This is a genomic window from Mesorhizobium sp. WSM1497 (assembly GCF_001672455.2).
In the GTDB taxonomy this organism is placed as follows: domain Bacteria; phylum Pseudomonadota; class Alphaproteobacteria; order Rhizobiales; family Rhizobiaceae; genus Mesorhizobium; species Mesorhizobium ciceri.
This window is the reverse complement of record NZ_CP021070.1, coordinates 3,797,661-3,822,221: the sequence shown is the minus strand read 5'-3', so window position 1 is coordinate 3,822,221 and position 24,561 is coordinate 3,797,661. Positions and strand designations below refer to the sequence as shown.

At 63.1% G+C, this 24,561-nt stretch carries 23 protein-coding genes and 2 tRNA genes; 16 read left to right on the top strand and 9 right to left on the bottom strand.

What is annotated here, in order from left to right:
• The first annotated feature begins 2 nt into the window (after nucleotides 1-2).
• From A9K65_RS18560 to A9K65_RS18550, 3 genes are all read left to right on the top strand, one after another.
• A complete protein-coding gene (locus tag A9K65_RS18560; protein WP_027160462.1) occupies nucleotides 3-446 on the top strand; it encodes a hypothetical protein in 444 nt (147 codons plus the stop codon).
• A 274-nt stretch (nucleotides 447-720) separates the two neighbouring features.
• Nucleotides 721-1,554 carry a TonB family protein gene (locus A9K65_RS18555; protein ID WP_224675394.1) on the top strand — a complete coding sequence of 278 codons (834 nt, stop codon included), beginning with the start codon at nucleotides 721-723 and terminating at the stop codon, nucleotides 1,552-1,554.
• 62 nt (nucleotides 1,555-1,616) lie between these two features.
• A complete protein-coding gene (locus tag A9K65_RS18550; RefSeq protein ID WP_027039045.1) occupies nucleotides 1,617-1,931 on the top strand; it encodes an antibiotic biosynthesis monooxygenase in 315 nt (104 codons plus the stop codon).
• A 127-nt stretch (nucleotides 1,932-2,058) separates the two neighbouring features.
• Here the strand turns inward: A9K65_RS18550 and putA are convergent, their stop codons facing one another.
• The gene (gene putA, locus A9K65_RS18540) at nucleotides 2,059-5,673 is read right to left on the bottom strand and encodes a bifunctional proline dehydrogenase/L-glutamate gamma-semialdehyde dehydrogenase PutA (RefSeq protein ID WP_064993688.1); all 3,615 of its coding nucleotides are present in this window, start codon (nucleotides 5,671-5,673) and stop codon (nucleotides 2,059-2,061) included.
• Nucleotides 5,674-5,836: 163 nt separating this feature from the next.
• Here putA and A9K65_RS18535 point away from each other — a divergent pair, with 163 nt between their 5' ends.
• Complete coding sequence (locus A9K65_RS18535) at nucleotides 5,837-6,289, top strand: Lrp/AsnC ligand binding domain-containing protein (RefSeq protein WP_013531233.1); 453 nt, start codon at nucleotides 5,837-5,839, stop codon at nucleotides 6,287-6,289.
• 1 nt (nucleotide 6,290) lies between these two features.
• On the opposite strand, the gene A9K65_RS18530 is transcribed toward A9K65_RS18535, so the two are convergent.
• Complete coding sequence (locus A9K65_RS18530; RefSeq protein ID WP_064993689.1) at nucleotides 6,291-7,490, bottom strand: cytochrome c peroxidase; 1,200 nt, start codon at nucleotides 7,488-7,490, stop codon at nucleotides 6,291-6,293.
• A 7-nt stretch (nucleotides 7,491-7,497) separates the two neighbouring features.
• On the bottom strand, nucleotides 7,498-8,046 hold the full coding sequence (locus tag A9K65_RS18525) for a FixH family protein (RefSeq protein ID WP_245268539.1): 549 nt from the start codon (nucleotides 8,044-8,046) through the stop codon (nucleotides 7,498-7,500).
• Nucleotides 8,047-8,099: 53 nt separating this feature from the next.
• Between A9K65_RS18525 and A9K65_RS18520 the strand changes: the two genes are divergently transcribed.
• Nucleotides 8,100-9,020 (top strand): sugar kinase, encoded by a 921-nt coding sequence (locus A9K65_RS18520; protein ID WP_064993690.1) that lies wholly within the window; start codon nucleotides 8,100-8,102, stop codon nucleotides 9,018-9,020.
• An 11-nt stretch (nucleotides 9,021-9,031) separates the two neighbouring features.
• Here A9K65_RS18520 and A9K65_RS18515 read toward each other — a convergent pair whose 3' ends face one another.
• The 4 genes from A9K65_RS18515 to A9K65_RS35230 form a co-directional block, all read right to left on the bottom strand.
• Nucleotides 9,032-10,054, bottom strand: coding sequence for an aldose epimerase family protein (locus tag A9K65_RS18515; protein ID WP_024501271.1), 1,023 nt, complete (start codon nucleotides 10,052-10,054; stop codon nucleotides 9,032-9,034).
• Nucleotides 10,055-10,146: 92 nt separating this feature from the next.
• Complete coding sequence (locus A9K65_RS18510; protein ID WP_064993691.1) at nucleotides 10,147-11,604, bottom strand: NAD-dependent succinate-semialdehyde dehydrogenase; 1,458 nt, start codon at nucleotides 11,602-11,604, stop codon at nucleotides 10,147-10,149.
• Between the two features lie 190 nt (nucleotides 11,605-11,794).
• A complete protein-coding gene (locus tag A9K65_RS18505; protein WP_064993692.1) occupies nucleotides 11,795-12,745 on the bottom strand; it encodes an AEC family transporter in 951 nt (316 codons plus the stop codon).
• 70 nt (nucleotides 12,746-12,815) lie between these two features.
• A complete protein-coding gene (locus tag A9K65_RS35230; RefSeq protein ID WP_064993693.1) occupies nucleotides 12,816-13,070 on the bottom strand; it encodes a hypothetical protein in 255 nt (84 codons plus the stop codon).
• Nucleotides 13,071-13,369: 299 nt separating this feature from the next.
• On the opposite strand from A9K65_RS35230, the gene A9K65_RS18495 reads away from it, so the two are divergent.
• The 9 genes from A9K65_RS18495 to A9K65_RS18455 all read left to right on the top strand — a co-directional run bounded on the left by A9K65_RS18495 (nucleotide 13,370) and on the right by A9K65_RS18455 (nucleotide 20,929).
• Nucleotides 13,370-13,918, top strand: coding sequence for a histidine phosphatase family protein (locus A9K65_RS18495; protein WP_064993694.1), 549 nt, complete (start codon nucleotides 13,370-13,372; stop codon nucleotides 13,916-13,918).
• A gap of 229 nt (nucleotides 13,919-14,147) precedes the next feature.
• A tRNA-Tyr gene (locus A9K65_RS18490) sits at nucleotides 14,148-14,221 on the top strand.
• A gap of 1 nt (nucleotide 14,222) precedes the next feature.
• Nucleotides 14,223-14,289, top strand: a tRNA-Asn gene (locus tag A9K65_RS18485).
• Between the two features lie 358 nt (nucleotides 14,290-14,647).
• Nucleotides 14,648-15,790, top strand: a complete 1,143-nt coding sequence (locus A9K65_RS18480; protein WP_064993695.1) for a slipin family protein — start codon at nucleotides 14,648-14,650, stop codon at nucleotides 15,788-15,790.
• A gap of 230 nt (nucleotides 15,791-16,020) precedes the next feature.
• The gene (locus tag A9K65_RS18475) at nucleotides 16,021-16,302 is read left to right on the top strand and encodes an acyl carrier protein (RefSeq protein WP_064993696.1); all 282 of its coding nucleotides are present in this window, start codon (nucleotides 16,021-16,023) and stop codon (nucleotides 16,300-16,302) included.
• Between the two features lie 56 nt (nucleotides 16,303-16,358).
• Nucleotides 16,359-17,549: a beta-ketoacyl-ACP synthase gene (locus A9K65_RS18470; protein ID WP_064993697.1), complete on the top strand. Its 1,191-nt coding sequence runs from the start codon at nucleotides 16,359-16,361 to the stop codon at nucleotides 17,547-17,549.
• A 43-nt stretch (nucleotides 17,550-17,592) separates the two neighbouring features.
• Nucleotides 17,593-18,870, top strand: a complete 1,278-nt coding sequence (locus A9K65_RS18465; protein WP_013531223.1) for a beta-ketoacyl-ACP synthase — start codon at nucleotides 17,593-17,595, stop codon at nucleotides 18,868-18,870.
• A 36-nt stretch (nucleotides 18,871-18,906) separates the two neighbouring features.
• A complete protein-coding gene (locus A9K65_RS18460; protein WP_013531222.1) occupies nucleotides 18,907-19,935 on the top strand; it encodes a zinc-binding dehydrogenase in 1,029 nt (342 codons plus the stop codon).
• A 4-nt stretch (nucleotides 19,936-19,939) separates the two neighbouring features.
• On the top strand, nucleotides 19,940-20,929 hold the full coding sequence (locus A9K65_RS18455; RefSeq protein WP_064993698.1) for a lipid A biosynthesis lauroyl acyltransferase: 990 nt from the start codon (nucleotides 19,940-19,942) through the stop codon (nucleotides 20,927-20,929).
• 60 nt (nucleotides 20,930-20,989) lie between these two features.
• On the opposite strand, the gene A9K65_RS18450 is transcribed toward A9K65_RS18455, so the two are convergent.
• Both A9K65_RS18450 and A9K65_RS35225 read right to left on the bottom strand, forming a co-directional pair.
• Nucleotides 20,990-21,418: a L,D-transpeptidase gene (locus A9K65_RS18450; RefSeq protein WP_013531220.1), complete on the bottom strand. Its 429-nt coding sequence runs from the start codon at nucleotides 21,416-21,418 to the stop codon at nucleotides 20,990-20,992.
• A 4-nt stretch (nucleotides 21,419-21,422) separates the two neighbouring features.
• Entirely contained in the window at nucleotides 21,423-21,629 is a 207-nt protein-coding gene (locus tag A9K65_RS35225; protein WP_127384794.1) for a hypothetical protein, read from the bottom strand.
• 8 nt (nucleotides 21,630-21,637) lie between these two features.
• Here A9K65_RS35225 and A9K65_RS18445 point away from each other — a divergent pair, with 8 nt between their 5' ends.
• Nucleotides 21,638-22,918 carry an acetylornithine deacetylase/succinyl-diaminopimelate desuccinylase family protein gene (locus tag A9K65_RS18445; RefSeq protein WP_063168179.1) on the top strand — a complete coding sequence of 427 codons (1,281 nt, stop codon included), beginning with the start codon at nucleotides 21,638-21,640 and terminating at the stop codon, nucleotides 22,916-22,918.
• Nucleotides 22,919-23,079: 161 nt separating this feature from the next.
• Nucleotides 23,080-24,558, top strand: coding sequence for an ABC transporter substrate-binding protein (locus tag A9K65_RS18440; RefSeq protein ID WP_064993699.1), 1,479 nt, complete (start codon nucleotides 23,080-23,082; stop codon nucleotides 24,556-24,558).
• Nucleotides 24,559-24,561: the final 3 nt, after the last annotated feature.

The following is a 24,561-nucleotide window of genomic DNA, read 5'->3' as shown; positions in this document are numbered from 1 at the left end:
CCATGACGAGCTTGACGACACCCCTTCGTCTGCTGACCTCGATGCTGGCGATGTCGCTTGCGATGGTTCCGGCGTGGGCACAAGAGTCCGCGCCGGCCCCCGCGCTCACCCTGGAACTCAATGGTGCGCAACCTTCCGACAAGGGTTGCCGCCTGACGTTCGTGGTCAACAACAATCTCGGCGCCGACCTGTCCAAGGCTGCCTTCGAGATCGCCTTGTTCAACGAGGCAGGCGTCGTCGACCGGCTGACCGTGCTCGATTTCAAGGAATTGCCGGCCGGCAAGACCAAGGTGACGCGTTTCGATCTGGCCGGCACCGAGTGCTCGAAAGTCAGCCGCGTGCTGATCAACAGCGCGACCGAATGCACCGGTACCGGCGTCGAACCGAACGCCTGCATGCGCAAGCTGAAGACGGACACCAAGACCGGTATCGCCTTCGGCGTCTGAGGTGGGACTGCATCCCGCATTCCTGCAAAACAAAACGGTGTGGCCAGCTGCCGGCCACTGCCGACTGCCGCTGCGAGCGAACGATCTTGATTTGACAATTCTGCTCTTGTCGCTGCAGGTCTCGCGGCGAGACATGCAGGATATCAGCCCCCTTTCCGAAGCCGGCGCCGAGCTGGCGATAGAGCCAACCGAGCCGCTCGCGCTGCCGCGGCCGTCGGCCTGGAACCGCAAATGGACGGCGGCGATCGTCGTCTCCTGCGCGCTCCACGCCGCCGTGGCGGCGGCTTTTCTGATCTCGCCTTCGGGGATTTCGAGTTCCCAGAATGCCGAGCAGCCGGAAGGCAGTGATCAGTCGGGCACCAACGTGGTCGGCAGCGCGCTGGACAAGGACCCGACGGCAATAAACGTTGCACTGGTGCCCAGCCCGCAACCGGCCAAACCACAGCCGGCAACACCGCCCAAGCCGTCGCAGCCAACGGAGGCCTCCCAACCTGCCGCGGAAGCGGCAAAGCCGCCGCTCAAGTCTTTGCCGGAAGCTGTCAAACCGCAGGCGGTCACCCCGGACATACTGGTGGCCGGCGCCCCTCGCCCCGATGATCAGAGCGTGGCTCCCAAGACCGAAGCGCCGGCACAGCCGACCGTTCAGCCCAGGAGCACCGAGGCGCCTGTCGCCGTTCCAGAACAGCCGCCGATCCCCAGCGCGAGGCCCAGTCCGGCAGCTGCCCCTTCAAAGACGGCGGATGAAAAGCGCGGCACGGCGGATGGCCAGGACCTGTCGGCGCAAGCGGCCAGCAAGGGCAAAAGGCAAAACGAGGCAGGCACTGCCGCGGAAGATAACTACCGCGGCGATGTCTTTAGAAAGCTCGGCAGCGTCAATCGCACTCTGCCGCCGTCCCTACAACTGGCGGCACGCAACAATGCGGTTGTTAAATTCGTCATAGGCAGGAAGGGCAACATAAATGAGTTGCGCATCCTGGAGACCTCAGGGTCGGCGGCTTTCGATCAGGCGGCGCTTGGCATTATCCGCAAAGCAGCCCCCTTCCCTTCGATTCCACCACAGGCAGCAAGCGCAAGTTTGGAGTTCGAGACCGAAATCGGCCCATTTTGAATGTGCGCAGAACAAAACGCTGCGGCCGCAAATCATCAACATCCCTGTGAGAGGAAACCGCCATGTACATCGCCATGAACCGCTTCAAGGTGCAGACCGGCTCGGAGAACGATTTCGAGGCCGTGTGGAAGAACCGCGATTCCAGCCTTGCGGAGATGAAGGGGTTCCGCGAATTCCACCTGCTGCGAGGCCCGGTCAACGAGACCGAAGGCTACACGCTGTTTGCATCGCACACGGTGTGGGCGAGCCACGATGATTTCATCGCCTGGACCAAGTCCGAGAATTTCCGCGCCGCCCACAGGAATGTCGGCACGACGAAGGTCCACTATCTCGGCCACCCCCAGTTCGAGGGTTTTTCGGTCGTCGAAGGCGCGTAATGCATGTCGCCCAAAAGTGGTCCCGGTTTGGGACAACGACATGCATAAAACACATGCATAAAACAAAAGAGATAGAGACATTCACCGTTTCCACGAAACGGTGAATGGCTCTAACGACCGGCCGGAGTCAGGCTCCGGCCAGCAAGCTCGCATTGCCGCCCGCGGCGGTGGTGTCGACGCAGACGGCCCGCTCATGTGCATAAGCCGCCGGGTTCAACACTTCGCTGACCAGCGGCACGATCGGGCCTGAGCGATCAGCGATAACCCTGCGCACGATGCGCGCGGCCTCTGGCGTGCCGGAAAAAGCAACGATATCGACGCGCAGCGAGCGTGCCTCGACCGGATCAGGCCGGCCATCGATGGCGGCCAGCGGCAGGCCCTTGCCGGTCAGAGCGGAAAGGGCTGCCGGCGCGCCCGGTGCAACGGCCAGCACGGCGTTGCCGGCGGCGAGCGCCTGGATCGTCTGCGCCAGCAGCGTATCACCATCGGGACCAAGGCACAGCACCCGTCCACGTGGCGACAGCGAGAGCGTGTTGGCTTCGCCGGTCGGCCCGGGCAGGTCGACCTGGCCGAAATCGATGCCGGCGGCCGCACCAATGGCCGCAGCACCCTTGCCGCGCAGATGCTTCCTCAGAATGGCGATCCGGTCCGGACGCGTCGACCAGCCGCCAAGTGTGGGATCAGGCAGATTGTCGGCAAGCTCGGTCGCCGTGACCTTGTGGCCATCCTGCACATGGGTGCCGGCCTCCGGCCCCTTGCGGAAGCGGCGGAGATAGTGCGGACCGCCGGCCTTCGGCCCGGTGCCGGAAAGCCCCTCGCCGCCAAACGGCTGCGAACCGACGACGGCGCCGATCTGGTTGCGGTTGACATAGATGTTGCCGGCATGGATGCCATCGACGAAATGCTGCACGCGGCCCTCGATGCGGGTGTGCAGGCCGAAGGTCAGGCCATAACCCTTGCGGTTGATGGCGGCGATGACCGCGTCGATCTGGTCGGCGTCGAAACTGGCGACATGCAGCACCGGCCCGAACACCTCGCGCTCCATGTCCTCGATACCCTTGACCCGGAAGACATGCGGCGCGACGAAGCGACCTTCCCTGGGCGCCTCGAGCTTGGCGATCAGCCTGCCCTGCAGGCCCATCTTCGTGCAATACTCGCGGATCGAGCTTTGCGCCTCGTCGTCGATAACCGGGCCGACATCGGTCGAAATCCGCCAGGGATCGCCGACGTTGAGCGCCTCCATGGCGCCCTTCAGCATCTCCAGCATCTTCTTCTCGACGTCCTTCTGCACGTAGAGTACGCGCAGCGCCGAGCAGCGCTGGCCGGCACTCTGGAAGGCGGAGGCGAGGATATCGCGCACCGCCTGTTCGGGCAGCGCGGTGGAATCGACGATCATGGCGTTGAGGCCGCCGGTCTCGGCGATCAGCATGGCGTCGGGCGCGGCCGTCCCGGCCAGCTGCTTCTCGATCAGCTTGGCAACCTCGGTCGAACCTGTGAAGCAGACGCCAGCGATGCGCGGATCGGCGGTGAGCGGCCCGCCGACCGATGGGCCGTCGCCAGGGAGCAACTGGATGACGTCTTCCGGCACGCCGGCCTCGCGCAGCAGTTCGACGGCGCGGAAGGCGATCAGCGGCGTCTGCTCGGCCGGCTTGGCGATCACCGAATTGCCGGTGACGAGCGCTGCCGCGATCTGGCCGGTGAAGATGGCGAGCGGGAAATTCCACGGCGAAATGCAGACAATGGCGCCGCGCGCTTGCGTGCCCGCCTCCGCATTGGCCGCCTCAGTGGCGTAGTAGCGCAGGAAGTCGACGGCTTCACGCACCTCGGCGACGCCGTCGGCCAGCGATTTGCCGGCCTCGCGGGTGGCGAGTGCAAAGAACTCGACGGCATTGGCCTCATAGAGATCGGCGGCACGGTTGAGGATGGCGGCGCGCTCGGCGACGGGACGCTTCGCCCAGGCCGGTTGCGCTTCCACCGCGAAGCGCACGGCGGTCGCGACTTGCTTGGCAACTGCTTCGCTGACCGTGCCGACCACTTCGGAAGGCTTTGCCGGGTTGACGATCGGACGCTGCTTGCCATAGCCGGCGGCCCGCGTAATCGGCTTGGCATGCCAGCGATCCGGCCCGGCGAAGGCCGCCCTGGCCTTGTCGATCGCCGCCAGCGTCACCGTGTCGGTGATGTCGAATCCTTTCGAATTGCGACGCCCGGCTCCAAAAATCTGGGAAGGCCGGGCAATCGCCGGATTGGCTGCCGGACCCTGGCTTTCGACCGTCTCGAGCGGATCGCGCGCAATGTCCTCCGGCTCGACATCCTCATCGGTCAGCTGGTGCACGAAGGAGGAGTTGGCGCCGTTCTCCAGCAGCCGGCGCACCAGATAGGCCAGCAGATCGGAATGCGCACCGACCGGCGCATAGATCCGGCAGCGCGTGCCTTCGGACCGTCGCACCGTCTCGTGCAGCGCCTCGCCCATGCCGTGCAGGCGCTGGAACTCGAAGGAATCGCGGTTATTATCAGCCATCGACAGGATGGCGGCGACGGTGTGGGCATTGTGGGTGGCGAACTGCGGGTAGATGCGGTCGGTCATGCCAAGCAGCTTCTTGGCGCAAGCCATGTAGGAGACGTCGGTGTTGGCCTTGCGGGTGAAGACGGGATAGCCGGTGAGTCCCAACGTCTGCCCCCGCTTGATCTCGGTGTCCCAATAGGCGCCCTTGACCAGCCGAACCATGATGTTGCGGTCGTATTTCTTGGCCAGCGCATAGAGCCAGTCGATGGCGAAGGCCGCGCGTGGCCCATACGCCTGCACCACCACGCCAAACCCGTTCCAGCCGGCAAGTTCCGGCTCGGCCAGCACCCGCTCGATGACGTCGAGCGATAGATCGAGGCGGTCGGCCTCCTCGGCATCGATGTTGAGACCCATGCGCGAATGGCGCGCGGCCAGCGCCAGCGACAAAAGCCGCTCGGCCATCACAGGCAGCATCTCTTCCTTCTGCGCCACCTCGTAGCGCGGATGCAGTGCCGAAAGCTTGACCGAGATGCCGTGGTTCTGCCTGATATCAGGACCGTTGGAGCCGGAATCGAGCGACGAAATCGCGTCGGCATAGGCCTTGTGATAGCGCAAGGCGTCGGCCTCGGTGCGGGCCGCCTCGCCCAGCATGTCGAAGGAATAGAGATAACCCTTCTGGGTCATCGGCCGGCCGCGCTTGACGGCTTCAGTGATGGTGCGGCCGAGCACGAACTGCTCGCCCATCTCGCGCATGGCGGCGGCCACCGCCTTGCGGATGACCGGCTCGCCCAGCCGCCGCACCATAGAACGCAGCGTGCCCTCGATGCCGCCCTCGCCTTCGTCGAGGACGCGGCCGGTCAGCATCAGCGCCCAGGTCGAGGCGTTGACGAAGATGGAGCTCGAACCGCCCGAATGCGCCGACCAGTCGTGCGGCGCGATCTTGTCGGCGATGAGGTCGTCCATCGTCTCGGTATCGGGCACGCGCAGCAGCGCCTCGGCCAGGCACATCAGCGCCACGCCTTCCTTGGTGGAGAGACCGTAAGCGGAGAGGAAGACTTCCATCAGCCTTGGATCCGACGAACCGCGCACCGCGCGCACCAGATCGGCGGCACGAGCCGAGATCGCCTTGCGGTCTTTCCCGGAGAGTCCCGTCGCCTCGGCAAGCCGCTTCACGGCCTCGTCTTCGTCGGGCAGGTAGTTGGCGCGGATCTGCTGGCGGATGGCATCGAGCGCTGGCATGGCGGTCCCGTGGATCGAGCAAAGGGGATCGTGCCGGCGGTCACCGGACCGAATGGCGCAAGCTAGCACAAGTGCAAAATTTCGGCCGGTCCAAAGAAATCGACATTGCAGGTCATTTGATCTATTATATCGGCATATAATTGACATTTGGACTGCGATTTCGATGACAGAAGACCAATTGGACCGCATAGATCGGAATATCCTGGCCGCACTTGCAAGCGATGGCCGGCTTTCCATGTCAGAACTGGCCGCAAAGGTCGGCCTGTCGAAGACGCCGGTGCAGGCGCGGGTGAAGCGGCTTGAGAAGGACGGCTATATCAGAGGCTACCAGGCGATCGTCGACCGCGAGCGCATGGGCGAAGGCCATGTCGCATTCGTCCAGGTGAAATTGTCCGACACCAGATCCGCCGCGCTCGACGCCTTCAACCGGTCCGTACAGGCTGTGCCGGAGATCGAACAGTGCCACATGATGGCATCGAGCTTCGATTATCTGCTGAAAGTCCGCACCAGGGACATCGCCGCCTACCGCCGCGTCCTCGGCGAGCGCATCTCGGCCCTGCCCCATGTCGCCCAGACCTCGACCTTTGTGGCGATGGAGACCGTGAAGGATCGGTAGATCACTCCGAAAGCGTCTTCAAGAACGCCACCAGAGCAGCGCGTTCTCGGTCTGAAAGCTCCAACGGGTGAACCTCTGATACCCCTTCGACGCTGGGCGCGGCCTTCGCATAATGCGCCACGACCTCGTCGAGCGACGAAAACTGCCCGGCATGCATATAGGGCGGTCGCGTTGCCGCTCCGCGCAGAGACGGCGTCTTGTAGGCGCGGATGAGTTGTGGCGCATTCTTGACCATGAAGCGCAGTTCGCCGCAGGCGGCAACGTCGCCGTCCCGATAGGCGCCAAGGCAGTTGAACGGGTCGGCCTCGAGTTGGTGCACGGCATCGATGCGGCCGCGATCCGGCGGCAGGCCCGCAACAGGCGGCACGCCGGTGTTGTGAAAGCTGTTGTCGGTGAAGCGCGGGCCGTTGTGACAAGTCACGCAATTGGCCTTGCCGATGAACAGTTTAAGCCCAAGGATTTCTTGTTTGGAAAAGACAGCATCGCCCTTCGGCTCGGCACCGGTGGCGAGGTCCAGCGCAAAGCGGTCGAAGCGCGCTGGCGTGGGCGCGATCGAGCGTTCGAAGGCGGCAATCGCCTTGCCGATATTGACGAAGACACCGTTGATGGCGTCGCGCTGCGCGCTGCTCATGGCATTCCAGGCTGCTTTCTCGGCATCGTTTCCAAGTGGGCTGGCATTCAACGGCATGCCGGAAAAATCGGGCAGCGGCCCAAAAATGCGCTCATAGCGCTCGCCGAAGCGCGCCTTGATGTAATGCGCGTAGGCAGCGCGGTTTCCCGCCTGCTCCAGCGGATTTTCGAGCGGCGTCAACGCTTGCGCCCACAGGCTGTCGCGACGGCCATCCCAGAAGAACCAGGGATCGTGCGCCACGCCGGCCAGCGGCATGGTGCGCCGGTTGGTGTGGCCGACGCCGACCGCCTGCGGCAGGTCGTCCTGGAACTGGCGGTCGATCTTGTGGCAGGTCGAACAGGATACCGACCCGTCACCGCTCATGCCCTGATCGAAGAACAGCGTCGAGCCGAGTGCGGCGGCGGCCGGCACGTCGGCAAAACGATTGGTGGTGTCGGCCTTGAGCGCCGGCAGCGACGACAGCGCCAGCGAAGCGATAGTCTTCTTTTCTGCGTCGGAAAAATCAGGCTTGCCGCAGCCCACGAGGACGACGGCGACCATCAGCGCCAGAAAGCGGAAAAGGCGCTTCATCGATCGCTCACAGCACCACGTTGAACAGTACTGTATCGGAGCCGGCGCCGGATGAGATGGCGAAACGAAGTTGCCACCAGCCGCTCATGGTGAATTTCAGCCCCTCGATGCGGTAACGGCCTTCGCCCAGGTAATCGGTGACCTGCGGGCTGGTCGGCAGGCCGTGATTGTGTTGCGGCATGCCGCCGGAGATGGCGATCGCGGCGCGCTCCACCGAAGCCCCTGTCTTTGTTTTCAGGGTCAGCAGCCAGGATTCCAGTTCGCCCTGCCGCACCACGCCCCGTTCCGGCACGAAACTCGCCACGTACAGCCCGTTGTCGGTTTTCTTCGTCCGCGCGACATCCGGGCCGGCTGGCAGCGACGAACGCGGCGCCGTCAGGAAGACGACCGCGAGAATGGCGACCAGCAAGGCAGCCAGACCAAGACCCGCCAGAAGATAACGCCATATCGATGCCAAACCGGTTCCTCTTCTGCAGACAACGCTCTGCCGAACGGATCGCATCCCGCCAGCCTGTGGGAAAACGCTGTGGCGGAAAAAACCCTGCTTGCCAAGCATGGCGCTGCCGATGGCAAAAAGCTACAGCACCGGGAAGCACTGGAGGATTGTAGATGGCGGGAACCGGCGTCGCCTCGATCGGCGAATGCATGCTCGAACTGTCGGGCCAGACCGGACCGAACTGGCGCATGGGCTTTGCCGGCGACACGTTCAACACGCTGTGGGCGCTGCACGCGCTGAGCACTGAGCGGCCGGCAACCTATGTCTCGGCCTTCGGCGACGATCCGTTCTCGCAAGCCCAGATCGATTTCTTAGGCCAGAACGGCATCGGCATCGGCTCCAGCCCGATCATAGCGGGCGCACGGCCTGGCCTCTATGCCATCACGCTGACCGGGGCCGAGCGTTCCTTCACCTACTGGCGCGGCGACGCCGCCGCGCGGCAGCTCGCCTCAGACCCAGCTGCATTGTCGAAAAACCTGGTAAATCAGGCGCTTGTCTACTTTTCCGGAATCACTTTGGCAATTCTGGATGAGGCCGCGCGCGCCGTATTGCTGGCGGCCGTCGCCAAGGCGCGCTCGGCCGGTTCACTTGTCGCCTTCGATCCCAACTACCGGCCGCGGCTTTGGCGCAATCGCGAGAATGCACAGGCAGCGATCGTCGAAGCCCTTGCCGCCACCGACATCGCATTGCCGACTTTCCCCGACGAGCAGATGCTGTTTGGCGATGCAACACCGCAAGCGACCGCAAAGCGACTCAGGCAACTGGTTAGCGAGGTCGTCGTCAAGAACGGCGAGCAGCCCGCCCTGATTGCCCAAGGAGAAACACTACGCGAAGTCCCGGCGATCCATGTCGCCGCCCCCGCCGATACGACCGGCGCCGGCGATTCGTTCAACGGCGGCTATCTTGCGGCTCGTCTTGCCGGCCACGACCCGCAGGAAGCCGCGCGCCGTGCGCATCGTGTCGCCGCCGCCGTGGTGCAAGTGCGCGGCGCGCTGGCGCCGTTCGAGATGCTGCGGGCGGCTTTCGAAGGCTAAGGTCGGAAAAACTAGGGCAGGCGGAACCTGTATTCCGTGACGTGGTGGTAGATCGCGCCCGGCCACAGCGTTGCTTGCGGGAAATAAGGCCGGTTCGGCGCGTCCGGCCAAATCTGCGGCTCCAGGCAGAAGCCGCAAAAGGCCTTGTAGTTCCGCGCTTCCAGCCCGGTGCGCGGCGTCACATACTGGCCGGTATAGAGCTGGACGCCGGGCTCGGTGGTCCAGACCTCCATCTCGACACCGGAACTGGCGCCTTGCGTCCATGCCGCCTGCTTGAGCGGCCCGCGTGCCGAAGCAAGGCAGAAATTCTGGTCGTAGGGCAGTTGATCACCCTCGGTTTCCATGCGCAGCGGCCGCGCCTGGCGGAAATCGAATGGCGTGCCGTCAACCGGCTTGACCACGCCTGTGGGGATCATGTCGCCATCGACCGGCAGGTAGGCGCCGGCATTCAGCATCATCCTGTGGTCGAGAATGTCGCCTGCGCCGCCATCATCCAGGTTGAAATAGGAATGCTGGGTGAGATTGCACAGCGTCGGCTCCTCGCAGGTGGCGGTCAGCTCGACGCTGAGCGTGCCGGGGATCTTCAGCCGGTAGGTGCAGGTGACGTCGAGCGCGCCGGGAAAACCCATCGTGCCGTCGGGATCGTGCAGCGTCAGCGTGACGAAATCCCTGCCATGCAAGGAAACCGTCCACGCCCGGTGGGAGTAACCTTGCGAGCCGCCATGCAGCGTATGCTTGTCGAGGAAGTTTTGCTCGGTTTGGTAGCGGCTGCCGCCAATGGTGAAGCGGCCGTCGCGGATGCGGTTGGCATAGCGGCCGACGACCGCACCGAAGAAGGCCGTATCCGTCTCGTAGCCTTCCAGACTGTCGTAGCCGAGCACCAGCGGAGCATCGTGCCCGGTCAGGCGCAAATCCTGGATGATCGCGCCCAGACCGATGATGTTGGCTGTGATGCCGCCGCCCCTGATCGTGAAGCGACGCACCTGCTCGCCAGCCTGCGTCGTGCCGAAAACCTCGCCGTCCTTCATCGCCATGCCCGTAAATGCCAGTTGATCCAGAAGACTTCGGCTGGTTTTTCCATGAGAGATGGGCAGGCCATCGGCCTCCCCATCTCAGGGATAGCCTATCAGAGGCCGAGGCCGCCGATGCAGACATATTTGGTGTCGAGATAATCCTCGATGCCCTGATGCCCGCCTTCTTTGCCGAGGCCGGATTCCTTGACGCCGCCGAACGGCGCTTCCGGCGTGGTGATGAGGCCTTCATTGACCCCGACCATACCGTATTTCAGCCCTTCCATCACTCGGAAGGCGCGGCCGAGGTCACCGGTGTAGAAGTAGCAGGCAAGGCCGAATTCGGTGTCGTTGGCGAGGGCGACGGCTTCCTCTTCGGTCTCGAACTTGAAAACCGGTGCGACCGGGCCAAAGATCTCTTCCTTCATGAAGCGCATCTTGGGTGTCGCGTTGGCGATGACCGTCGGCTGGAAGAACGAACCGCCGAGCGCATGGCGCTTGCCGCCGGCAACGATCTTGCCGCCCTTGGCAGTGGCGTCGGCGATCAGTTCCTCGACCTTCTCGACCGCCTTCTCGTCGATCAGCGGCCCCTGCTGCACGCCGTCCTCGAGGCCGGAGCCGACCTTCAGCGCGTTGCTGGCGGCAGCGAGCTTCTCGACGAACTTGTCATAGACACCTGCCTGGACAAGGAAGCGGTTGGTGCAAACGCAGGTCTGGCCGGAATTGCGATACTTGGCGGTGATGGCGCCGGCGACGGCACGCTCGAGGTCGGCGTCGTCGAAAACGATGAACGGCGCGTTGCCGCCGAGTTCCATCGACACCTTCTTGACGGTGACCGACGACTTCTGGATGAGAAGCTTGCCGACCTCGGTCGAGCCGGTGAAAGTGATCTTCGACACCAGCGGATTGGCGCAGATCTCGTCGCCGATCTCGCTGGCCGAACCGGTCAGGATGTTGACGACGCCCTTGGGGAAACCGACTTCCTCTGCAAGCGCGCCCCAGGCGAGACCCGAATACGGCGTCTGCGACGCCGGCTTGACCACGGCGGTGCAGCCGGCGGCGAGCGCCGGGCCGAGCTTGCGGGCCAGCATCGAGGACGGAAAATTCCACGGCGTGATGGCGGCGATGACGCCAACCGGCTCCTTGGTCACCAGGATGCGGCGGTCCGCCCATGGCGAGGGCACGACGTCGCCATAGGTGCGGCGACCTTCCTCGGCGAACCACAATATGTAGGACGCGGCCGAGCCGATCTCGCCCTTCGATTCGAACAGCGACTTGCCCTGCTCGATGGTCAGCAGTTCGGCCAGTACGTCCTGATTGTCCATCATCGCGTCGTGCAGCTTGCGCAGCAGCTTCGAGCGCTCGAGCGCGGTCGTCTTGCGCCAGGTCTTGAAAGCTTCCGCGGCGGCTTCGATGGCGCGGCGGGTCTCGGCCTTGCCCGACTTCGGCACGGTGCCGATCTTGAGACCGGTGGCCGGGTTGTTGACGTCGACCGTCTGGCCGCTGTCGGCCTGCACCCATTCGCCATTGATGAGATTGGCCTGCCGCATGAAATGGCTGGTTTTCTGAAGCATGCTATCCTCCGTTCGGCGCCCTGACGGGCGGGTCTGTGAAATCTTCGGTGCGCGTGCGCCATGGACTGAGGCCGGCACGCCGGAGCCACTGCTCTTTACCGAGGGCAAGGCACGCAAGCAATCGCAAGATGGCATATAGGGCTTGGGCCAGAGCGAGACGAGAGCAGGCTGACGTGCTTACACCGATGCCTTACCCGAAAACGTGCAAGACAACAGTCAGCCAGAACGCGGTGGTGACGGCGGCGCAGGCCGTGGCGAGGGTCATCTGGTTCGACGCCAGCGCCTGGCCGGTGTTGAACTGCACCGCGATCAGATAGGAATTGACGCCGGATGGCATCGCGGCCACCATCACCGCCACCTTGGCCGTCAAGGGCGGCATGCCAAGCAACCAGACGAAGACCAGCACCAGCGCCGGCATCAGGAACAGCTTCAGTGCCGACAGTGCCAGCGCCGGTCGGATGTTACCTGAAATGCCGAAACGGCGCAGGCTGAGCCCCATGGCGAACAGCGCCACTGGCCCGGCAGTGTCAGCCAGCGTATCGACCAGCCGCGTGGCAAGGTTCGGCAGCGGCGCGCCGGTTAGGCGCCAGGCCAGCCCGGCCAGGATACCGATGATCAGGGGATTGGTGAACAGTCTTCTCAGAAAGCTCTGGACGATGCGCAGCGGGTGTACGGGCTCACTGCCACCGCGGCCAAATATCTCGAACATGATGATCGAAGCCATCATCATGGTCGGCAGATGCACGGAAACGAGCAGCGACAGCACTTCGAATCCCCTCGACCCGAATACGCCGAGAATGAAGGGAATGCCCAGCAGCACCACGTTCGAGAAGGACGACGACACTCCACCGACGATGCCTGCGCGTGCGTCCCGCCCGAAAATCCGCGTCGTCACCAGATGGCCGGCAGCCCATGTCATTGCAACCGCCGTGAAGTAAGCGCCCCACAGCGGCCAAGGCGCCACGCCGTGGAAGTCGGACTTCACCATCGTCTGGAACAGCAGCAGCGGCATCGCCACGTTGATGGCAAATTCCGAAATCCCCTCGCCGCTCGCCGGCTTCAGATAGCCGGTGAGCCCGGCGAGGTAGCCGAGCGCGACAAGGCTGAAGACGAAAAGAACGGTTTCGGTGAGCGGAGACATTTTTACCGTGAGGGGCGGGTTCCCCGTGATAGGCGAGCCAGGACCGCGACGCAATCGCGCCTGAATTTGATCATCGTCGGCTGGCAGCGTTATAGAGGGCTTTGATCATCAGGGCGGACACGGACGACAAATAGCCTTTGTCCGACTCTCGAACCTCCGTCTTTTGCAGCGGGCATGGCTGACGGCTTTCGTCGCCGCACTGCTTTGTCTTGCCGCGACCGCGCTTGCAGTTGCCGAGACGAAAAGCGACGCGCGCAGCGTCACCGATCGAGGCCGCATTCACGGCGACGCTGAAGGTATTCACCAGGGAAGCCTTCCGATGCAATGGCCTTCGCGCAGAACAATCTCGGGGATGTCAGCTGGAATCGGGCCAGCTATGGCGGCGGCAAGGCCGAATATCAAAAGGCGATCGGATTCTTCGAGAATGCCAAGCAGGGTTTACCGAAGCCGGCTACACCATGCCCATCCCTCTCACCGACCAGAAGGTCGATCTGGTGAAGAAGCAGATGGCGAAGAAGTAGGTCTACGCTTCCCGCCGACCGCGCCTTGTCTTTCGGCCGGCTTTACCGTCCCTATATGTCCTGCCACCGGAACCCCTTGCCGGGAACCGCAGAAGGATAGCGGATGATTCGATTTGCCTTGGCGTTGTTCCTGCTTGTTGTTCCCGGCGTGGCGCACGCCACGGATGCAGGCTGGGCGCTGCTGCGCGATGGCGGACACGTCGTGCTGCTGCGCCATGCCATGGTCACCGGCACCACCGATCCGGCCAATTTCGACATCGACAGCTGCGCCACCCAGATGAACCTGTCGGCGCGCGGCAAGCAGCAGGCGAGCAAGATCGGCGCTCTGTTTGCCGCTCGGGCGGCACCGATCGAGCGCGTGCTGTCCAGCCGCTATTGCCGCTGCCTCGACACCGCCCGCATCGCCTTCGAGGCCGACCCGGAACTCTTTGCACCGCTCGATCTCCTGAAAGGCGACGAGACGCAGAAGGCCGCGCAGATCGCTGCGATCCTGAAGGAAATCCGCGCCTATTCCGGCTCCGACAATCTGGTCATGGTCACCCATCTGGAAGACATCGTGGCACTGACCGGCATCTCACCGCGCGAAGGTGAGGCCGTCGTCGTCGAGCCGCAAGGCGATGGCCTGCGCGTGCTCGGCCGCGTCACCTTCTGAGCGTGCTGCGCGCGATCGCTGACGCCGAAAGCGGTGTTGCTGAAATGTCACCGTTGAAAGAAGCCGCAAATTCGCCGTGACAATGCCGCTTGCGACAACCCGTCGCAGGGGCTATAGGCGCGCTCCCGGTCACGAGAACCGCAGCGAGCACAACGGTTGGAGCTTTCGTCTCCGCCCGTGCAGGCGGCATTGCCGCCCTGCATACGGCGCCGCTTTGGGGATTGGGATCGCGGATGTAGCTCAACTGGGAGAGCGCCGGACATAATCCGGAGGTTGTGGGTTCGAGTCCCTTCATCTGCACCACGGATAGCTCAGTTTGGTTAGAGCATCAGATTGTTAATCTGACTGTCGAAGGTTCGATTCCTTCTCCATTTGGCCTTTGAAAAGCCATCCGAAAAACGGTCCGGGGACTGGAATGCGAAAGACTGGACGGGTGACCCAAGCTTTCGGGCGCGGATCATCCCAAGCGTCTTTCGCCATCGGCTCGCGGCCAGGCCCGCGGTGACGATCAAGGCGCGGTGTCGCCGGCAAGGGAGGCTAAGGCCTCCTGCGCCCGCTTCGCTGCCCCGCGATCCGCTCCCGAAGGCCCGCCACGGCTCGATGCCACCAGTCCCCGGATCATTCGTGCCCGGGCTACGACGCAAGAGACGACGTGAAACGAGAAACGAAGGGAAGATCGACGCATGACGTGACGCCTCGCATGGGGCCATGCCCGACAGGAGTAAGACAATGACCATTCTCGACAAGGTTCTTGGGCGCGAGCGCGTCCTCGTAAGGGAAAACGAACGTGCCCTCGCCCTCCACAAGGGGGAGATCAAGGCTGTCCTGCTGCCGGGCGAGCACTGGCTCGCCAACCGGCGCGGCAGCCTCGAAGTGTCTCGGCACGATCTGAAGAACCCGGAATTCGTTTCGGCATACGAGAAGGCGTTGTTCGACAAGCTTCCGGATGTGGCCGCGCGTCATTTCACCGTCGTTCGCACCGGGCGCACGGATGTCGCCGTCATCGAGCGTGACGGCAATCTGCACGCCGTGCTGGCACCGGACCGCAAGCTCGTGCTGTGGACGGATGCCGGCCCGTGGAAGGTGACGCTGATCGACACGTCAGTCGATCTCGCCATCGATGCGGCGATCATGCGCCGGCTCGGCCAGGCCCGGAAAGCGGAATTGATGTCCGTCCATCCGGTCGTCGATGGTCAGGCCGGACTGCTGTTCATCGACGGTGTCCTGGTCAGGACGCTGACGGCGGGCGTGCATGGCTTCTGGAACGTCGGACGCATGGTGCAGATCAAGGTCGTCGACGTCAAGCGCCAGTCGCTCGACGTTGCCGGGCAGGAAGTGCTGACCAAGGATCGCGTGACGATCCGCGTCAACATCGCAGCCGAATACCGGGTCGTCGATCCGGTCAAGGCGGTCAGCATGGTGAAGGACTTCTCCGAAGCCCTCTACCGCGCCCTGCAATATGCCTTCCGCAAGACGCTTGGCGCGCTGACACTCGATCAGATCCTCGAAAAGAAGGTGACGATCGATGAGGAAGCGGCAGCCAAGGTCCGCGCCGACATGGCCGAGATCGGCGTGGAGGTCAGCGATATCGCGCTCAAGGATGTCATCCTGCCGGGCGAGATGCGCGAGATCCTCAACCAGGTGGTGTCGGCCGAAAAGCAGGCCGAGGCCAACATCATCCGTCGCCGCGAGGAGACGAACGCGACCCGTTCCCTCCTCAACACGGCCAGGGTGATGGCGGAAAACCCGGTGATGCTGCGGCTGAAGGAGCTCGAGGCGCTGGAAACCATCGCCGGCAAGGTCGAGCGGCTGACCGTCCACAACGGAACGGGCGGGCTGCTGAACGATCTGGTCAAGCTTCGCGACAGCTGATGCATGTCGCCAAAAGTGTTCCGCTTTTGGAAAAACGACACGCATCGAAATAAGGCTGACGTTGCGTCAACAGAAGGGCCGCCGGGTAAACCGGCGGCCCTTCTTGCGTTTCGAAGGAACCCTACCCATCTGCGCCCGGCGTATCAGGCCTTTTCCTGCCGGAAAAAACCGATTAGACAGCGCCCAAACAAGATGCGGACAGATTCCGCCCGCAACCGAAGGAAAAGCCCTTGTCCACCACGTTCGACAAAGTCGCCAAGATCATTGCCGACACCAGCGAGATCGATATCGACACCATCACGCCCGAGAGCCACACGATTGACGATCTCGGCATAGACAGCCTCGATTTTCTCGACATCGTCTTTGCCATCGACAAGGAATTCGGCATCAAGGTGCCGCTGGAAAAGTGGACCCAGGAGGTCAATGACGGCAAGGCTTCGACCGACGATTACTTCGTCATGAAGAATCTGTGCGCCAAGATCGACGCGCTGGTCACCGCCAAGACCGCCTGACGTCAGTTAAGCGCACGATCTTGACGCGCTCTGCCGCCTGACCCACAAAGCCGCACATGAGCAGCCCCCGCGACGTCGTCATATCAGGTATCGGCCTTGTCTCCTCGCTGGGGGAAGGTCCTGACGCCCACTGGCAGAAGCTCGCGCAACCGGGCCCGCGGCCGGTGCTCGAAGCGACGCGCTTTGCACCCTATACTGTCCATCCGCTGCCTGAGATCGACTGGAACCTGCAGATCGCCAAGCGTGGCGATCAGCGCCAGATGGAAACCTGGCAGAGGCTCGGCACCTATGCTGCCGGCCTTGCACTGGACGACGCCGGCATCAAGGGCGATGACGAACTCTGCGCGACCATGGACATGGTTGTGGCGGCGGGCGGCGGCGAGCGCGACGAGGCGGTCGATGCCGCCATTCTCGCCGCTTCGGAAAGCCGCAATGACCGCGATGTACTGCTCAACGAGAAATTGACCACCGAATTGCGCCCGACACTGTTTCTGGCCCAATTGTCCAACCTGCTCGCCGGCAACATCTCCATCGTCCACAAGGTCACCGGTTCGTCCAGAACCTTCATGGGCGAGGAAGGTGCCGGTGTCGCCGCGGTTGAAACGGCCGCCGCACGCATCCGCTCGGGTCAGTCGACGCATATCCTGGTCGGCGGTGCCTTCCAGACCGAACATTCCGATATGCTGCTCGGCTATGAACTCGCCGGCTATCTGCATCGCGGCCCATGGAAGCCGGTTTGGCAAAGACAGGGCACTGAGGGCGGTGGCGTCGTGACCGGCTCCGGCGGCGCCTTCCTGGTGCTGGAGCAGCGCGAACACGCGATGAGCCGCGGCCGCAAGATCTATGCAGAACTTGGACCGGTCGTCTCCGGCCGTGCCCGGCGGCCACGGGGAGAACTCGACGCCGAGATCGCCGCACTGCTCAAGCAGGCTGCATTGCCGAACGGCAAATTGCTGACCCTGTCGGGCGCATCGGGCGCGCATGCGGCGACAACAGCCGAGAAGGCAGCGCTCGATGCCAATCCGGCGATCGCCGCGCGTGGCTTCTCGACGCTGACCGGGCACATGAAGGAAGCACAGTTTCCTTTCGCTGTGGCACTGGCGGCACTCGCTGTCGACCGCAAGGCCGCCTATCCTGTTTTTGATGCCGCAGCCGAGACGCCGTTCGAAGGCGTTCCCCAATCCGTCCTTGCAACGGCGATCGGCTATCACCAATTCGAGGGCATGGCGCTGGTCAATGCCGCGTAATGCGGCTCCACGATCCATGCTGCAACGATAAGAGGGCTCCCGGATGGCCAATCTCAGAGATCACATGGGCAGGCCGATCGTCGCCGTCACCGGCATCGGCGTGGTGACCTCGCTTGGCGTCGGCAAATCAGACAATTGGGCGGCACTGACCTCCGGCAAGTCGGGCATTCACCCGATCACTCGCTTTCCCATCGATCAATTGAACACCCGCATCTCCGGCATGGTCGATTTCCTGCCGTCGAGCTCGAAAGGCGCCAGCCCACTCACCTATGAGCTAGCCGAGCTTGCGGGCTTAGAAGCGGTGAGCGAAGCCGGTCTTGATTCCAGCGATTTCGGCGGACCGCTCTTCCTCGCATCGCCGCCAGTCGAACTCGACTGGGCCGAGCGCTTCTCGCTCTACAATTCTGACAAGGACAAGGATGACACCGCCGCCGAAAGACTGCTTCGGGTCGCGCGTAGCTTGAAAGAGCTGGATATTTTCGAGACCACCCAGTTCGGTTCGATCGCCGGCCGCCTTGCCGATCGCCTTGGCACGCGTGGTCTGCCGATCACGCTGTCGACGGCTTGCGCTTCAGGCGCCACCGCGATTCAGCTCGGTGTCGAGGCGATCCGACGCGGCGAATGCGACCGTGCGCTGTCGATCGGCGCGGACGGTTCCGCGACCGCCGAGGCATTGATCCGTTTCTCATTGCTTTCGGCGCTCTCCACGCACAACGACATCCCCGAAAAGGCGTCGAAACCCTTCTCCAGGGATCGCGACGGCTTCGTGTTGGCCGAGGGATCCGGGGCGCTGGTGTTGGAATCGCTTGAGACGGCATTGGCTCGCGGCGCGACTATTCTCGGCGTCCTGGGCGGTTGCGGCGAGAAGGCCGACGACTTCCACCGCACCCGCTCCAAACCGGACGCTTCACCGGCCATCGCCGCGGTCCGCGCCGCCCTCGTCGATGCCGGACTGGGTGAAGACGAGATCGACTACGTCAATGCCCACGGCACCTCGACGCCCGAAAACGACAAGATGGAGCATCTGGCGCTGTCGACGGTGTTCGGCGAGCGGATCGGCTCGATGCCGGTCTCGTCGAACAAATCGATGATCGGTCACACACTGTCGGCGGCGGGCGCTGTCGAGGCGGCTTTCTCGCTGATGACGATGCGCGAAAGCGTCATTCCGCCGACCATCAACTATGACAATCCCGACCCCGCGATCGTGCTCGACGTGGTGCCGAACAAGAAGCGCAACGCCGAGGTCCGCACCGTTCTGTCGAGCTCCTTCGGCTTCGGCGGCCAGAACACTTGCCTTGTCATGGCGCGGGAACCGGTCTAAGCGACCTTTTTCAGCCAGACTGAACCGACAGGCCCCATGCGCGCATTGCAACTTATAGAGGACCGCCGTCTTGAGACGGTGGACCTGCCGCCTCCTCCACCGCCGGCACTCGGCGAAGTCACGCTGCGCATCAAGGCAGTAGCGCTGAACCATATCGACGTCTGGGGCTGGCGCGGCATGGCCTTCGCCAAGCGCAAGCTGCCGCTGGTCGTCGGCGCGGAGGCATCCGGCGAGGTCGAGGCGGTTGGCCCCGGCGTTTCCAGCCTGCTGCCCGGACAATTGGTGTCGATCTATGGCGCGCGCACCTGCGGCCTCTGCCGAGCCTGCCGCGAAGGCCGCGACAACCTTTGCGAACATGTTTCGGGCGTGCACGGTTTCCATCTCGACGGTTTCGCGCAGGAGAAGATCAATCTGCCGGCCCGCCTGCTGGTCCCTGCCCCGCCCGGCGTGACCGACATCGGCGCGGCGGTGGCGCCCGTCACCTTCGGCACCGTCGAGCACATGCTGTTCGACAACGCCAGGCTTCAACCCGGCGAAACCATCCTTATCCATGCCGGCGGATCCGGCATCGGCTCGGCGGCCATCCAGCTGGCCAAGCGGATGGGCTGCACGATCATCACTACGGTCGGCTCCAACGACAAGATCGACAAGGCCAAGGCGCTCGGCGCCGACCATGTCATCAACTACCGCGACGACCGTTTCGAGGGCGTCGTGCGCAAGCTGACCAAGAAGAAGGGCGTCGACGTCGTCTTTGAACATGTCGGCGCCGACACATTCGCCGCCTCGATGCTGTGCCTGAAGCGTGGCGGCCGCCTGGTGACCTGCGGTTCGACCTCCGGCGTGTCGACGCAGATCAATTTGATGCAGCTGTTCCAGCAGCAATTGAAACTGCTTGGCTCCTTTGGCTGCCGCATGGAAAACATGGCCAACGCCATGCAGAAAATGGCGGCGGGACAAGTCGCACCCGTCATCGACACCGAAGTCGGCTTCGACGGTATCGACGCCGCGCTGAAGCGCATGGAAGGCCGCGACGTTTTCGGCAAGATCATCCTGCGCGTCGGCTAGAGCCTTGACCTCTGTATTCAAGAAGTTCCGCCGGGACCTCAAATTTCGTTACGGCAGGCAACTGCGCCAGCTCAATTACTGGCTGGTGGCGCGGGCAGCGATGATGGTCATCTCGGTCCTGCGCCTGCTGCCGGCCGACAGTGCGCTGAATTTCGCCGACCGCGTCGCACGCCTGGTCGGCCCCCGGGTGGGACGCCATCAGGTCGCCATCGACAATCTGCGCAAGGCCTATCCGGAAAAGAGCGAAGCCGAAATCCAAGCGATCGCCTCCGACATGTGGGGCAACATGGCCCGCTTGGCCGCGGAATACATTTTTCTCGACGCCCTCTTCGACTACGACCCCGCGGCCAGCGAGCCCGGCCGCGTCGAGGTCAAGGGAGCTGACCACTTCGTCGAAATAGCCAGCGAAGAGAAGCCGCATATCGTCTTTACCGGCCATCTCGGCAATTTCGAATTGCTGCCGGTGGCGGCCGCGACTTTCGGCATGAACATCACTGCGCTGTTTCGCCCGCCTAACAATCCCTATCTCGCCGACTACATCCTCTCGACGCGCCGCTCGACCATGGGCTCGTTGCTGCCATCCATGGCGGGCGCGTCATTCGCCCTGGCCGGGGTTCTGGAGAACGGCGGCAACATCGGCATCCTTGTCGACCAGAAATTCTCCAATGGACTGGAGACGACATTCTTCGGCCGTCCCTGCCAGAGCAATCGCGTGCTGGCCACCCTTGCCCGCCACTACGACTGCGACGTCTATCCGGCGCGCTGCGTCAGGCTGCCAGGCAACCGCTTCCGGCTCGAAATCGAGGACAAGTTAACCTTGCCGCGCACCGCTGACGGCAGCGTCGATGTCCGTGCCACCACCCAGCGTCTCAACGACGTCGTCGAGCGCTGGGTGCGAGAAGATCCCGGCCAGTGGATGTGGTTCCACAAAAGGTGGGAGATCAGCGGCGGGCGTCGAAAGCGACCGCAGGCAAAGGCGGTCCCAAACGCTTAGGCAGAGCTGCTGGCGTGGGGTTAGCCCAGCGCCAGCAGACAACAGCGAACCTGAACCGCCTTAGTTGGTGACGACAATGCGCGTGTTGCCGAAACCCACTTCCCGCACCATCGAATAGAACGTGGCGGCATTGGCCGTGTGCAGCCTCACGCAGCCATGCGACGCCGGGCGGCCGAGCTGCCTGACGGCGCCGGTTCCATGGATGGCATAGCCGCCATGGAAGAACACCGAATAGGGCATCGGCGACATATGGTATTTGCGCGAATACCACATCCTGGCCGTGCGCTGCGGCCGATAGGTGCCGCGCGGCGTGAAATAGCCGGTGCGGGCGGTGGAGACACTCCACCGGTAAACCGACGCGCCATATCTGACGGTCATCGTCTGCGACGACACGTCTATATTTGCAACGAGGCTGGCTGCCCAGCCCTGCCCCGAAGCACCGAACAGCATTGCAACAAACATGGTTGCCATGAGAACTGTCTTTTTCATGCGATCAAACCCCTTTGATTGCCCCTAACCTGCCTGCCTGATTGTTTTTCATCTTTTTAATGGCAGATGCACGGGCTAACACACACACCTTGACCAATTCGCCAATCCAAAGCAGCGAATTTGAACGATTTCCCGCAATAGTTGCCGCAACGACACGCCGCACCGGCTTGATCGCCGGCGGGCTTGCAAAATCGCTGGGATCGCTGCTCAACTCTGCGCATGAACCAGCGACTCCTCCAGGCAATCGATGACAGGCGCGACGACGTCGTCGCGCTGACCGCCGAGCTGATCCGTTTTCCGACCATCAATCCACCCGGCGAGGCCTACCGGCCATGCGCCGAATATCTCGGCGCGCGGCTGAAGAAGAGCGGTTTCGAGACCGAGTTCATCCGCGCCGAAGGCACGCCCGGCGACACCGACCGCTACCCGCGCGTCAATGTCGTTGCCCGTTCCGAAGGCAGGTCGCCGGGCGCCTGCGTCCACTTCAACTCGCATATCGACGTGGTCGAAGCCGGTGATGGCTGGACCGTCGATCCCTTCGCCGGCATCGTCAGGGACGGCAGGGTCTATGGCCGCGGCGCCTGCGACATGAAGGGCGGCCTTGCCGCCTCTATCATCGCAGCCGAGGCCTTCCTGGAAGTCTTCCCCGATTTTCCCGGCGCCATCGAAATATCCGGCACCGTCGACGAGGAATCCGGCGGCTTCGGCGGCGTCGCGCATCTGGCCAGGCTCGGCTATTTCTCAAAACCCAGGGTCGACCATGTCATCATTCCCGAGCCGCTGAACAAGGACCGCATCTGCCTCGGCCATCGTGGCGTCTGGTGGGCGGAGATCGAGACCAAGGGCGAGATCGCGCACGGCTCGATGCCGTTTCTCGGCGACAATGCGGTGCGCCACATGGGCGCCGTGCTGCGGGCTTTCGAGGACGAACTGTTTCCCGCGCTCGACCGCAAGATGACGCGCATGCCGGTCGTGCCCGAAGGAGCAAAACGCTCGACCATGAACATCAACTCGATCCATGGCGGCCAGACCGAGGATTTCCGGCCCGGCCTGCCGTCGCCCAACGTGCCCGACTCCTGCCGGATGACCATCGACCGCCGTTTCCTGCTCGAGGAGGATCTCGACACCGTCAAAGGTGAAGTGACCGGCATTCTCGACCGGTTGAAACGCGAGCGGACAAAATTCGACTATGAAATCCGCGACCTGATGGAAGTGCTGCCGCTGATGACCGAGCGCGACGCGCCGGTGGTCAAGGCGGTTGCGCAAGGCATCATGGCGATCTTCGACCGCGAACCCGATTATGTCATTTCGCCCGGCACCTATGACCAGAAGCATATAGCTCGCATCGGCCATATCTATGATTGCATCGCTTATGGGCCTGGCATTCTCGACCTCGCCCATCGGCCGGACGAATGGGTCGGGATATCGGACATGGTGGAATCGGCCAAGGTGATGGCGATAGGGCTCAACGTGCTGCTGCGCGGCACAGCCACGGGATAAGGTGTGCACCGCGACAAGCTTCGACTGCCGATGCGGTCGCCAGGACAAAAACATTCCCGGCCACGCCAAGGGGCAGAACGAAACGCAATTTACTCCGTGGCGAAATCACGCTTCTATCACTCGGGTTCGAGCACGTGTCTGAACGCATGGGGAGTTGCACGATGAAATTGTGGAAAACCATTCTGGCGGCCGCGGTGCTGTCGCTGGCCGCCGGCAGCTCTGCGTTCGCCGCGCGAACCGACCTGGTCATCGGCATTCCGCTCGAACCCCCGCATCTCGATCCGACCGCCGGTGCCGCCGCAGCGATCGACGAGGTTCTCTATGCCAATGTATTCGAAGGCCTGACGCGCATCGGGCCGAATGGCGAGGTGCTGCCGGATCTGGCCGAAAGCTGGACCATTTCCGATGACGGCACGGTCTACACCTTCAAGCTGCACACCGGCGTGAAATTCCATGACGGCACCGACTTCGATGCCGCCGACGTGAAATTCTCGCTCGACCGGGCGCGAGCCGACAACTCCGTCAACGCACAAAAGGGCCTGTTCGCCGCCATCGACAAGGTCGACGTCGTCGATCCGGCAACCGTCAAGGTCACGCTGAAGAACCCGCAGGGCTCGTTCCTCTACAATATGGGCTGGGGCGACGCGGTGATCGTGGCGCCGGAATCTGCCGACACCAACAAGGAAAAACCGATCGGCACCGGCCCGTTCAAGTTCCAGAGCTGGGCCAAGGGATCGTCGATCACGCTGGTCAAATCGGACAATTACTGGGGCACGCCGGCGTCGCTCGACAAGGCCGAGTTTCGCATCGTGCCGGATGCCGCGGCCTATGTGCCGGCGCTGCTCTCGGGCGACATCCAGGCTTTCCCGTTCTTCGATGCCGACAGCGTCGCCCAGGTCAAGGACGACCCACGCTTCAAGGTAGTGATCGGCGCGACCGAGGGTGAGACCATCCTGTCGATCAACAACAAGAAGCCGCCTTTCGACAAGCTGCAGGTGAGGCAGGCGATCTCTTACGCGCTCGACCGCAAGGCCATCATCGACGGCGCCTCGGCCGGCCTCGGCCAGCCGATCGGCTCGCATATGTCGCCGGCCAACAAGGACTATGTCGACCTCACCGGCCGCTACCCGCATGATGTCGCCAAGGCCAAGGAATTGCTGAAAGAGGCAGGCCTCGAGAACGGCTTCAAGGCGACGCTGAAACTGCCGCCGCCCACCTATGCCCGTCTCGGTGGCGAAATCATCGCCTCGCAGCTTCGCGACGTTGGCATCGATCTGGAAATCATTCCGGTCGAATGGGCACAGTGGCTGGACCAGGTGTTCACCAAGAAGGATTACGACCTGACGATCGTCTCCCACACCGAGCCCAACGACATCGATATCTATTCGCGCAAGGATTATTACTTCAACTACGACAACCCGGCCTTCGACAACGTGATTGCCGATCTCGGCGTCACCTCCGACGAAGCCAAGCGCAAGGAATTGCTGGGGCAAGCGCAGAAGATCCTGGCCGACGATGCGGTGGTCGGCTTCCTCTATGAATTGCCGAAGATCGGCGTCTGGGACGCCAAGCTGCAAGGGCTGTGGGAAAACGCCCCGATCCAGGCCAATGATTTGACCAAGGTGAAGTGGAGCGAGTGATCC